General features: G+C 70.4%; 10 protein-coding genes. 4 read left to right on the forward strand and 6 right to left on the reverse strand.

The window, feature by feature from the left end:
• The 4 genes from V7050_RS12470 to V7050_RS12485 all read right to left on the reverse strand — a co-directional run.
• Positions 1-797, reverse strand: a 797-nt coding sequence (locus tag V7050_RS12470) for a carbohydrate ABC transporter permease (protein ID WP_324410603.1), incomplete at its 3' end; no start/stop codon positions are given.
• 10 nt (positions 798-807) lie between these two features.
• Complete coding sequence (locus V7050_RS12475; RefSeq protein ID WP_324374114.1) at positions 808-1677, reverse strand: carbohydrate ABC transporter permease; 870 nt, start codon at positions 1675-1677, stop codon at positions 808-810.
• A gap of 92 nt (positions 1678-1769) precedes the next feature.
• On the reverse strand, positions 1770-3077 hold the full coding sequence (locus V7050_RS12480) for an ABC transporter substrate-binding protein (RefSeq protein WP_324374116.1): 1308 nt from the start codon (positions 3075-3077) through the stop codon (positions 1770-1772).
• 179 nt (positions 3078-3256) lie between these two features.
• On the reverse strand, positions 3257-4216 hold the full coding sequence (locus V7050_RS12485) for a sugar-binding transcriptional regulator (RefSeq protein WP_324369162.1): 960 nt from the start codon (positions 4214-4216) through the stop codon (positions 3257-3259).
• 228 nt (positions 4217-4444) lie between these two features.
• Between V7050_RS12485 and V7050_RS12490 the strand changes: the two genes are divergently transcribed.
• Together V7050_RS12490 and V7050_RS12495 are read left to right on the forward strand one after the other, a co-directional pair.
• Positions 4445-5182 (forward strand): response regulator, encoded by a 738-nt coding sequence (locus tag V7050_RS12490; protein ID WP_324369159.1) that lies wholly within the window; start codon positions 4445-4447, stop codon positions 5180-5182.
• A 180-nt stretch (positions 5183-5362) separates the two neighbouring features.
• Positions 5363-6478 carry a PQQ-dependent sugar dehydrogenase gene (locus V7050_RS12495; protein WP_324369157.1) on the forward strand — a complete coding sequence of 372 codons (1116 nt, stop codon included), beginning with the start codon at positions 5363-5365 and terminating at the stop codon, positions 6476-6478.
• A 50-nt stretch (positions 6479-6528) separates the two neighbouring features.
• On the opposite strand, the gene V7050_RS12500 is transcribed toward V7050_RS12495, so the two are convergent.
• Together V7050_RS12500 and V7050_RS12505 are read right to left on the reverse strand one after the other, a co-directional pair.
• Complete coding sequence (locus V7050_RS12500) at positions 6529-7722, reverse strand: thiolase family protein (protein ID WP_324369155.1); 1194 nt, start codon at positions 7720-7722, stop codon at positions 6529-6531.
• 296 nt (positions 7723-8018) lie between these two features.
• On the reverse strand, positions 8019-8993 hold the full coding sequence (locus V7050_RS12505) for a GlxA family transcriptional regulator (RefSeq protein ID WP_324374118.1): 975 nt from the start codon (positions 8991-8993) through the stop codon (positions 8019-8021).
• 171 nt (positions 8994-9164) lie between these two features.
• Between V7050_RS12505 and V7050_RS12510 the strand changes: the two genes are divergently transcribed.
• Complete coding sequence (locus V7050_RS12510) at positions 9165-10535, forward strand: class II 3-deoxy-7-phosphoheptulonate synthase (RefSeq protein ID WP_324369152.1); 1371 nt, start codon at positions 9165-9167, stop codon at positions 10533-10535.
• 8 nt (positions 10536-10543) lie between these two features.
• Positions 10544-11416 (forward strand): phosphoserine phosphatase SerB, encoded by an 873-nt coding sequence (serB, locus tag V7050_RS12515; RefSeq protein WP_324374120.1) that lies wholly within the window; start codon positions 10544-10546, stop codon positions 11414-11416.
• Positions 11417-11463 lie beyond the last annotated feature (47 nt).

The raw sequence follows: 11463 nt of genomic DNA on the forward strand, positions 1-11463 counted from the left end.
CGGACGAGTTGCTTCTGGCTGAACCAGCCCATGATCAGGATCGGCGCGATGGCCAGCGTCGAGGCCGCCGAGAGCTTCGCCCAGAAGAGCCCCTGTGGGCTCGAGAACGAGGCGATGAAGGCGGTGAGCGGCGCCGCGTTGGTGGTGGTGAGCTGGATCGTCCAGAAGGATTCGTTCCAGGCGAGGATGATGTTGAGCAGCAGGGTCGAGGCGATGCCCGGCACCGCCATCGGCGTGAGCACGTACCAGATCTCGCCCCAGAGCGTCGCGCCGTCCATGCGGGCGGCCTCGAGGATCTCGCCTGGGATCTCGCGGAAGTAGGTGTAGAGCATCCAGACCACGATCGGCAGGTTGATGAGCATCAGGAGCACGGTCAGCCCGAAGCGGGTGTCCATCAGCCCGGTGTTGAGGAAGATCAGGTAGATCGGCACCAGCACCGCCACCGCCGGCATCATCTTGGTGGAGAGCATCCACATCAGGATGTCCTTGGTGCGCTTGGTCGGGTTGAAGGCCATCGCCCAGGCGGCGGGGATCGCCACGATCAGCGCGAGGATGGTCGAGCCGACCGCAAGGATCACCGAGTTCATGAAGGGCTTGAAATAGTCGTTCTGCGACTGGACGGCCTGATAGCTCTCGAAGGTGAAGGAGGGGATCAGGCTGAACCCGGCGATCGCCTCGGGCTCGGTCTTCAGGCTGGTGATGATCGTGTAGAGGATCGGGAAGAAGATCAGCAGCGCGATGATCCAGGCGACGACGGTGTTGACGGTCTTGGTCTGGGTGGTGACGGCGCGGGCCATGATGCTCTCCTCAATCCAGGTTGCGGCCGACGGCGCGCATCAGGAAGATCGCGACGACATTGGCCAGCACCACCGCGATCACCCCGCCGGCGGCGCCGCCGCCGACGTCGAAGCCGAGCCGCGCGACGCGGTAGATCAGGAACACCAGGTTGGTCGAGGCATAGCCCGGGCCGCCGTTGGTGGTGACGAGGATCTCGGCATAGACCGCGAGCAGGAAGATGGTCTGGATCAGGACCACCACGGTGATCGCGCGCGCCATATGCGGCAGCGTCAGATACCAGAAGCGGCTCCAGAAGCCGGCGCCGTCCATCTCCGCCGCCTCCATCTGCTCGCCGTCGAGCGATTGCAGCGAGGTCAGCAGGATCAGGGTGGCGAAGGGCAGCCATTGCCAGGCGACGATCAGGATGATCGAGAAAAGCGGATAGGCGGCGAACCAATCCACCGGCTGGGCGCCGAAGAACTTGGCGATGTCCGCGAAGACCCCGTAGCCCGGGTGCATCAGCATGTTCTTCCAGATCAGCGCGGCGACGGGCGGCATCACGAAGAAGGGCGAGATGACCAGGATGCGCACGATGCCCTGGCCCCACATCGGCCGGTCGATCAGCATGGCGATGGCGATGCCGCCGATCACCGTGATGATGAGAACGCCGACCACCAGCACCAGCGTGTTCCAGATCGACTGGAAGAAGGCGGGGTCGGTGTAGAAATAGACGTAGTTGAACCAGCCGGCCCAGCTGCCCTGTCCGGGGCTGAGCAGGTTGTAGTTCCGGAACGAGAAGTAGATCGTCATAGCCAGCGGCACGACCATCCAGATCAGCAGAAGGACGATTGCCGGCATGCGCATCCAGCGCGCGATGCCTTGGGTTTGTCGAGTGGCCATGACGGGTTCCCCTGCGGTCGGGCGCGGCCGAAAGCGGCGGCGGGAAAGGGGCCGCCCGGACTGGGCCGGGCGACCAGGCGCTGGGAGGAGCGCTACTTGATGTAGCCGGCCCGGGTCATCTCGCGGGTGACCACGGACTGGGCCTGCGCGAGCGCGTCGTCGACCGTGGACTGGCCGGCCACGACGGCCGCGAAGAGCTGGCCGACCTGGGTGCCGATGTTCTGGAACTCCGGAATGGAGACGAACTGCCCACCGGTGTAGGGCACGGGCTGCACCGAGGGGTTCGAGGTGTCGGCCGCGTTGATCGCCGCCAGTGTCGGCTCGGCGAAGGCTGCGACGGCCTTGTAGTCCGGATTGTCGTAGAGCGACGTCCGGGTGCCCGGAGGCGCGAGCGCCCAGCCCTCCTTCTCGCCGACGAGCGCCGCATACTCCTTGCTGGTCGCCCATTGCACGAAGGTCTTGGCCGGGTCCTTGGCGTCCGAACTCGCCGGGATCGCCAGGCTCCACACCCAGAGCCAGTTGCCGTGGTTGCCGGTGCCCGCGTCAGGGAACAGCGCGAAACCGACCTTGTCGGCGACGGTCGAGTTATTGGCGTCGCTCACGAAGCCGGCGGCCACGGTGGCATCCATCCACATGCCGCACTTGCCCTGCTGGAACAGCGTCAGGTTCTCGTTGAAGCCGTTCGAGGAGGCGCCCGCGGGGCCGGCATCCTTCATCAGGTCGATGTAGAACTGCAGCGCCGCCTTCCACTCGGGCGAGTCGAACTGCGGCTGCCAGTTCTCGTCGAACCAGCGCGCGCCGTAGGAATTGGCGAGCGCGGTGATGAAGGCCATGTTCTCGCCCCAGCCCGCCTTGCCGCGCAGGCAGATGCCGTTGATGTCGGCGTCGCGGTCGGTCATCGCCCGCGCCGCCTCGCCGATGAACTCCCAGGTCGGGCTCTCCGGCATCTCGAAGCCGGCCGCCTCGAGGAGGTCGGTTCGGTACATCGTCATGGCCGACTCGCCGTAGAACGGCGCAGCGTAGAGCGTGCCATCGACGGAAAGCGCGCCGCGGATCGCCGGCATCAGGTCGTCGACATCGTAGGACTCGTCGAACTCGAGCGGCTCGAGCCATCCCTGGCTCGCCCAGATCGGAACCTCCAGGGTGCCGATGGTCATCACGTCGTACTGGCCGCCCTGCGTGGCGATGTCGGTGGTGACGCGCTCGCGCAGGACGTTCTCCTCGAGCGTCACCCAGTTCACCGTGATGTCGGGATGCGCCTTGGTGAACTCGTCCGTCAGCCCCTGCATGATGATCATGTCGTTGTTGTTGACGGTGGCGATGGTGATCTCTTCCGCGAAGGCGGCCGAGGCCAGGCTGGCCGCGGAGGCGGCGCCGAGTAGCAGGCTGAGAGTCTTCATGTTTCCTCCTGTCGTGCCCGAACTGGGCATTTGTTCTTCTATTGGGCAAATGATCGCTCATCGGAATCGAGATGTCAACGCGGAATCTGCGCCCGATGCGATCGTGCATGGCGTCGGGATCTCGTGCGGGGCGGGGAATGCGTGTGGTTCGGCCGGTGTGTCCGCGCCGACCTGCGCGCTCAGGCCTGCGCTGCGAGCAGCGCCTCGGCGGTGGCCTCGTCGGTGATCAGGCCGTTGACGATGCCGCCCCGGATCGCCGCGCGGATCCCGGGGAGCTTCTTGCGGCCCTTGGCCAGCGCGATCACCACGGCGCGGTCGCTCGACGGGATCGGGGCGCTGGCGGTGCGCTCCTGGCGGGCGCCCTGCAGGAAGCGGCCTTCGGCGTCGAAGACCCAGCCGCAGATCTCGCCGACCGCGCCGCCGGCGCGCAGGTCACTGAGCTCGCTGCGGCTGATGAAGCCGTCGAGGAAGAGCGGGGCGGTCTCGTCCATCTCGCCAATGCCCACGAAGACCACGTCGGTGGCGCGCGCCAGCGCCAGGGTCGCGGCGATCATCGGCTGGGCGTGCATCAGCGCGCGTTCCTCGGAAGAGGAGACATAGACCGGCAGCGGCAGGGGAAAATGCCGCGCCTCCACGGTTTCGGCCATGGAGAAGATCACGTTGTAATAGGCCGCCGATCCGTCCGGGCCGACGCTGCCGGTGAGCGAGACGACGCGGTGCTGCGGGCAGGAGAGCGGCGGCAGGTGGTCGACCGCGGCCTTGAGCGTGCGGCCGGTGCCGATCGCCAGCACCAGCGGGTCGGCCTGCCTGAGCCAGCGCTCGATCTCGCCGGCGCCGGCCTCGGCGATCCCGACCACGCCCCCGTCCGAGCCGGGATCGGTCGGGACCACCTCCGCCCGGCGCAGGCCGAAGCGGTCGGTCAGCGCCGCGGCGAGATCGAGGCAGCGGGCGATGGGATGCTCGACGGTGACGCGGATCAGCCCCGAGGACATCGCGAGCGACACGAGCCGCTGCGCGGCCTGGCGCGAGATGCCCATGTGGCGCGCGATCTCGTCCTGGGTCTTGCCCGCGACATAATAGAGCCAGCCCGCGCGCGCGGCATCGTCCATGCGGTCGGCGGAGATGGTGGGGCGTGGCATCTGTAACCTTCGATGAGCGGCTGCCCAGTAGAGCGCGGGGCGGGCCGTCTGGCAATCCCGAGAATGCGGCGGCGGGGATCCGGCCGCGGGCAGGTGCCCCGGGGCCATGCATGCCCCATGCGCGACCGAGGCACGGCACCGGCCGGTCCGGGCCGCCTGACATGGTTAAGCGGTTGTTAGGAACGATGGTCTCAAATTCCCCGGTCCCAGTTCAGGAGTGCCGAGTTCATGACCCTGCCATCGACGGAGCCCGACATTCCCGGGCTCGGAAGCTTCCGCCGGAAATGTCTCTTCGCCGTCACGATCCTCCTGGTGGAGGACAGTCGCAGCGCTTCGGAGGCGATCCGGCTCTATGCCGCGGAGAGCGGCGCGCGGGTGCGCCGGGCCGACAGCATGCATGCCGCGAGCCGGCATCTGGCGATCTACCGGCCCAATGTGGTCGTGGTCGATCTCGGCCTGCCCGACGGCGACGGCATGGCGCTGATCAGCCATCTCGCGCTGGCCTCGACACCGATCCAGGGCATCGTCGCGCTGAGCGGGCAGGACCGCTCGGAATGGCAGGAGCTCGCGCTCGCCGCCGGCGCGGCGGCCTGCCTGGAGAAGCCGATCGAGAGCCTCCGGGCCTTCCAGGAATGCATCCTGAGCGTGCTGCCCGACCGCGAGAGCCGGCACCGGCCGAGCGATGCCGAGGTCGCCATGACCGGCCGCGCCTCGGTGCTGAGCGCGCTCACGGAGGATCTGCGGCGGGCGCAGAGCCTGCTCGTCGAGGCCGAGCGCACCGAGGACCGGGAGACGGCGGCCTATTGTGCGCAGTTCCTCGGCTCGGTGGGCGAGATGCTCGCGGACGGCGAACTGGCCCAAGCCGCGCGCGCCGCGCAGGATGCGGCGGGCGCGGGTCGGCTGCTCCGCCTGATCGACCGGCGGCTGGGCGGCGCCCTGCGGCAGGAGGCGCGCGGCGTGGCCTGATCCCGGCGGCCGGAGGGCGTGGGACGGGATCTCCGTCTCGGGCCGTCCCGCGGCTGGCGGCGCGGCAGGTCAAGTCGATCCGTGGGGGACCGACTGGCCGTTCACGATGGCTTGATGGCGTCTGTCGCCCCGCGGGGGCCGGGCCTAGCTACCCTTGAAGGTCTGTCGAGGGAGTAGTGCATGCGCCGAACGATCCTGAGCTTCGTCGCCGTGGTGGGGCTCGTGTCCCCGGTTCCGGGTCTGGCGGAAGAACTGGAGACCTCCGCCGGTCCCGTGGACGTCCGGCGGACCGTGGCGGGGCTCGAGACGCCCTGGGCGATCGCCTTCCTCCCTGGCGGCGGGCAGCTCATCACCGAGCGCGGGGGCCGGCTGTTGCTGGTGCGCGACGGCAAGGCCGTTCCGGTCGCAGGCGTGCCCGAGGTGCGCGTGAAGGGGCAGGGCGGGCTGCTCGACGTGCAGGTGGCGCGCGACTTCGACGCGAGCCGCGAGATCTTCCTCACTTTTTCGGAGCCGATGCGCGGCGGGGCCGGCACGGCGCTGGCGGTCGCGCGGCTCGAGGCGCCGGCCCGGCTCTCGAACCTGCGGGTGATCTTCCGGCAGGCGGAGGGGTCGAGCGCCGGCAGGCATTTCGGAAGCCGGGTGGTCGAGGCGCCCGACGGCACGCTCTTCCTGACCATCGGCGACCGCGGCGAGCGCGACCGGGCGCAGGATCTCGGCAGCGCCAACGGCAAGGTGATCCGGGTGGCCCGCGACGGCACCATCCCGCCGGACAATCCCTTCGTCGGGCAGGAGGGCGCGGAGCCGGCGGTCTGGTCCTACGGGCACCGCAATCCGCAGGGCGCGACACTGGGGCCTGATGGCGCGGTCTGGACGGTGGAGCACGGGCCGAAGGGCGGCGACGAGATCAACCGCCCGGCGGCAGGGCGCAACCACGGCTGGCCGGTGATCAGCTATGGCGAGGAATATTCCGGCGGCCGGATCGGGCGCGGCACCGCGGCCGAGGGCATGGTCCAGCCGCTGCATTACTGGGACCCCTCGATCGCGCCCTCGGGTATGATGATCTATTCCGGCCGGCTCTGGCCGGAGTGGAAGGGCAACATCTTCGTCGGCTCGCTGAAGTTCGACATGATCTCGCGGCTCTCGGGCGGCGCGGAAAGCCTGGTCGAGGCGGAGCGGCTCTTCGAGGGCGAATTCCCGCGCATCCGCGACGTGCGCGAGGCGCCGGACGGCTCGATCTGGTTTCTCTCCGAGGACGAGGGCGCGGCCTATCGGATGACGCCGGCGGCGGCCAGCTGAAGGGTCCGGTCCGCGCGGCTCCGGCCGGCGGCGCCGCCGGGGCGCGCGTATCAGAGCCGTTCCAGCGCGATGGCGGTGCCCTCGCCGCCGCCGATGCAGATCGCCGCGATGCCGGTGGCGGCGCCGCGGCGGTGCATGGCGTTCAGGAGCGTCACCAGGATGCGCGCGCCCGAGGCGCCGATCGGATGGCCGAGCGCGCAGGCGCCGCCAGAGACGTTAAGCCGCGCGTGATCGGCGCCGGTCTCGGCCATGAAGGCCATGGGCACCACGGCGAAGGCCTCGTTGACCTCCCAGAGATCGACGTCGGCGACCGTCCAGCCGAGGCGCTCCATCAGCTTTCGCGCGGCGGGGACCGGGGCGGTGGGGAAGCCGGCCGGTGCCTGGGCGTGGCTGGCGTGGCTGAGGATGCGCGCGAGGATCGGCAGGCCTTCGGCCCGGGCCCGGGCCTCGCCCATGAGCACCAGCGCCGCAGCGCCGTCGGAGATCGAGGAGGAATTTGCCGGGGTCACGGTGCCGTCCTTGCGGAAGGCGGGTTTCAGCTGCGGGATGCGCTCGGGGCGCGCGGTCAGCGGCTGCTCGTCCTCGGCGATGGTGACCGGGCCGCCGCGGGTCTGCAGGGTGACCGGGGCGATCTCGGCGGCGAAGCTGCCGTCGCCCTGGGCGGCGCGGGCGCGGGTGAGCGAGGTGAGCGCATAGGCGTCCTGGGTCTCGCGGGTGAAGCGGAAGGCGGCGGCGCAATCCTCGGCAAAGGTGCCCATCAGGCGGCCCCTGTCATAGGCGTCCTCGAGCCCGTCGAGGAACATGTGGTCCTTCGCCTCGGCATGGCCGAGCCGGGCGCCGGCGCGCATCTTGGGCAGGAGATAGGGCGCGTTCGACATGCTCTCCATGCCGCCGGCGACGACCGGCCCGGCGCTGCCCGCGCGGAGCGCGTCATGGGCGAGCATGACCGCCTTCATGCCCGAGCCGCACATCTTGTTGAGCGTGGTGGCGGGAACGCCCTCGGGCAGGCCGGCGTGGAAGCCCGCCTGGCGGGCGGGGGCCTGGCCGAGCCCTGCGGGCAGCACGCAGCCCATCAGGAGCTCGTCGACGCGGGCGGGGTCGAGGCCGGCGCGCGCCAGCGCGGCGGCGATCGCCGTGCCGCCGAGCTCCGGCGCCGTCGCCCCGGCGAGCGCGCCCTGGAAGCCGCCGATGGGCGTGCGGGCGGCGGCGACGATCGCGACGGGATCTTCGGCGGGGGACGGCATCGCAGGCTCCTCGACTCCGCGGACAGATGGGGAAGTCTAGCGCGCATGGGGAGCGGGAGGCGAGGGCGGGCTTGCGTGGTGCGGCCGGGATCGGGGTGAGCGGGCAGGGACGGCAGACTCCGGCCCGTGCTCCGCTGCGGGCTAGGCCTGCCTGGCCATCGGCACGCGCGCCCCGACGTCTTCGCGAGCGGTCCGGCGCCGGGAAAAGTGCTCCAGCCCCTTCTGGCGATGCCCGTGCCGCTCGGACGTGGCAGGGGCGGCGGAGGCGCCGGTCGCCAGGGTCGCTGGCATGCGGCTCAGGCGGACGTGTCCGAGGCGCCGCGCTCGCGGTAGGGGGTGGTCTTGTAGAGCGCCCGGTAGCATTTGGAGAAATGCGAGGGCGAGGTGAAGCCGCAGGCGAGGGCGACGTTGATGACGCTCATGTCGGTCTGTTGCAGGAGGTTGCGCGCCTTGCCCAGCCGCAGTTCCATGTAATAGCGCTTGGGGCTGCGGTTGAGGTAGCGGCGGAAGAGCCGCTCGAGCTGCCGGGTGGACATGCCCACGTCCTCGGCGAGCAGCGCCGGCGAGATTGGCTCCTCGATGCTGTCCTCCATGGCGTGGATCACGTTGGCGAGCCTGGGGTGGCGCACGCCGATGCGGGTCGGGATCGACAGGCGCTGCTCGTCCTTGTCGGAGCGGATCGCGGTGTGGATCATCTGATCGGCGACGAGATTGGCCAGATCGGTGCCGTGCCGGCGGGCGATGAGCTTGAGCATGAGGTCGGTCGAGGCGGTGCCGCCGGCGGCGCTGTAGCGGTCGCGGTCGATGACGAAGATGTTCTGGCTGAGGTCGACCTGGGGGAATTCCTCCTCGAAGCCGTCGCGGTTCTCCCAGTGGATGGTGCAGCGCCGGCCGTCGAGCAGTCCGGCCTGGGCCACGATCTGGGCGCCGTTGCAGAGCGCGCCGACCGCGAGGCCGCGCCGCGCCTCGCGCCGCAGCCAGGTCAGCACGGGCCGGCTGACCGCGGATTTCACCTTCTGCCCGCCGACGACCATGATGGTGGTGTCGCGGGCGAGATCCTGCATCGGGGCGTCGGCCTGGAGGGTGACGCCGTTCGAGGCGGTGACCGGGCCGCCGTCGGCGGTCACGATGCGCCATTCGTAGAGCATGCGGCCGGCCATGCGATTGGCGAGCCTGAGCGGCTCGATCGCGCAGGCGAAGGCGATCAGGGTGAAGTTCTCCAACAGCAGAAAGACGAACGGTTCCGGTCGGTCGTCGCGGCTCTCGGCCATCGGGTTCAGGGACTCCCGTGGGATCATGGCCGAACTAGGCTTCGGCGCTCCGGTGGCGTCAAGCCGAAAAAGTGTGCCCGAGATGCGGGCGGGGCGGGGTCCGGGGGTATGGCCAAGCGAGCGCGCCTGACCTATAGAGCGGTCCCGATCGGGACGAGAAGGAGCCGGATGATGGGCGCGGAATGGACGAGGGCCTCCTGGCGGTCGCGGCCGCGGGTGCAGATGCCGGACTACCCCGACGCGGCGGCGCTCTCGGCCGTGGAGCGCAAGCTCGCCTCCTATCCGCCGCTGGTCTTCGCCGGCGAGGCGCGGCGGCTGAAGCGCGAGCTGGGCGAGGTGGCCGAGGGCCGCGCCTTCCTGCTCCAGGGCGGCGACTGCGCCGAGAGCTTCGCGGAGTTCGGCGCCGACAACATCCGCGACACCTTCAAGGTGATGCTGCAGATGGCGGTGGTGCTGACCTTCGGTGCCAAATGCCCGGTGGTGAAGATCGGGCGCATGGCCGGGCAGTTCGCCAAGCCGCGCTCCTCGCCGACCGAGACCGTGGGCGGGCTGGAGCTGCCCTCCTATCGCGGCGACATCGTCAACGGCTTCGCCCCGAGCGAGGCCGAGCGCGCGCCCGATCCCGAGCGCATGCTGCAGGCCTATCTGCAGGCGGCGGCGACCCTGAACCTGCTTCGCGCCTTCAGCCAGGGCGGGTTCGCCGACATGAACCGGGTGCATGCCTGGACGCTCGACTTCACCGCCGGGCAGCCGGGCTACGAGCGCTATCACGAGCTGGCGAACCGGATCTCGGATTCCCTCGACTTCATGCAGGCGGCGGGGATCACCGGCGACACGGTGGACGCCATGCACCGGGTGGATTTCTACACCTCGCACGAGGCGCTGCTGCTGGAATACGAGGAGGCGCTGGCGCGGGTCGACAGCACCACCGGGCTGCCGGTGGCGGGCTCGGGGCACATGATCTGGATCGGCGACCGCACGCGGCAGCCCGATGGCGCGCATGTGGAATTCGCCCGGGGCGTGCAGAACCCGATCGGGCTGAAATGCGGGCCGACGATCACCGAGGGCGAGCTGATGCGGCTGATCGACGCGCTCAATCCGAAGAACGAGGCCGGGCGGCTGACGCTGATCGCGCGCTTCGGCGCCGGGCAGGTGGGCGAGCATCTGCCGCGGCTGATCCGGGCGGTGGCGCGCGAGGGGCGCAAGGTGGTCTGGTCCTGCGACCCGATGCACGGCAATACCATCAAGTCGGCCTCGGGCTACAAGACCCGGCCCTTCGAGCGGGTGCTGCGCGAGGTGCGCGAGTTCTTCGCCATCCATGCCGCGGAGGGGAGCTATCCCGGCGGCGTGCATTTCGAGATGACCGGTCGGGACGTGACCGAATGCACCGGCGGCGTGCGGGCGGTGACGGACGAGGATCTGAGCGACCGCTATCATACCGCCTGCGATCCGCGTCTCAACGCCGCGCAATCGCTGGAACTGGCCTTCCTGGTCGCGGAGATGCTGCACCAGCGGCTCGAGGCGCAGCGCGCGGCGGTGTGACGCCGCCGGTGGGCGACCGGGTCCTGGTGCTGACCGCGGCCGCGGGCGTCGGCGACGACGCGGCGGAGGCAGCGCGGACGGCGCTGGCGGCGGCGCGGCTCGGCCCCTCGGCGCCGCGGCGGCTGGCTGAGAGCGCGGTCGAGATCGGCTTCTCGGGGGCGCTGCCGGCGGGCTTCGATGCCGGGGCAGGGACGGTGGACGTGAACGCGCTCGCCGCCGCCGGGCGGCGGAAGCGCATGCTGATCGCCGACATGGATTCGACCATCATCGGCGTGGAATGCATCGACGAGCTGGCGGACTTCGCCGGGGTGAAGCCGCAGGTCGCGGCGATCACCGAGGCGGCGATGCGGGGCGAGCTGGATTTCGAGGGGGCGCTGGTCGCCCGCGTCGCGCTGCTCGAGGGCCTGCCGGAGAAGGCGCTGGAGGAATGCTACGCCGAACGGGTGCGGCTCAACCCCGGTGCCGCGATTCTGGTGCGCAGCATGCGGGCCTTCGGCGCCGAGACGGCGCTGGTCTCGGGCGGCTTCGACGCCTTCAGCGCGCGGGTGGCCGAGTCGGCGGGCTTCGCCCGGCACCGGGCCAATCGGCTGATCGTCCGGGACGGCCGGCTGACCGGCGAGGTGGCGCGGCCGATCCTCGGCCGGGCGGCGAAGCTGGCGGCGCTGCGGGAGATCGCCGGCGCGGCGGGCATCGCGGAGGGCGCCGTCCTCGCGGTTGGGGACGGGGCGAACGACCTCGACATGGTCATGGCGGCGGGGCTGGGGGTGGCCTATCACGCCAAGGCGGCCCTGGCCGAGCGGGCGGATGCGCGGCTCGCGCATTCCGACCTCACCGCGCTCCTGGCGCTGCAGGGCATTCCGCAGGTGGAATGGCGGGATTGATCCCGCCGGTCCGTTTTGAAAGGCGTTGGTGGCCTCTCGTCCCCCGC

Origin of the sequence: Amaricoccus sp., assembly GCF_036846665.1 — a bacterium.
In the GTDB taxonomy this organism is placed as follows: Bacteria; Pseudomonadota; Alphaproteobacteria; order Rhodobacterales; family Rhodobacteraceae; genus Amaricoccus.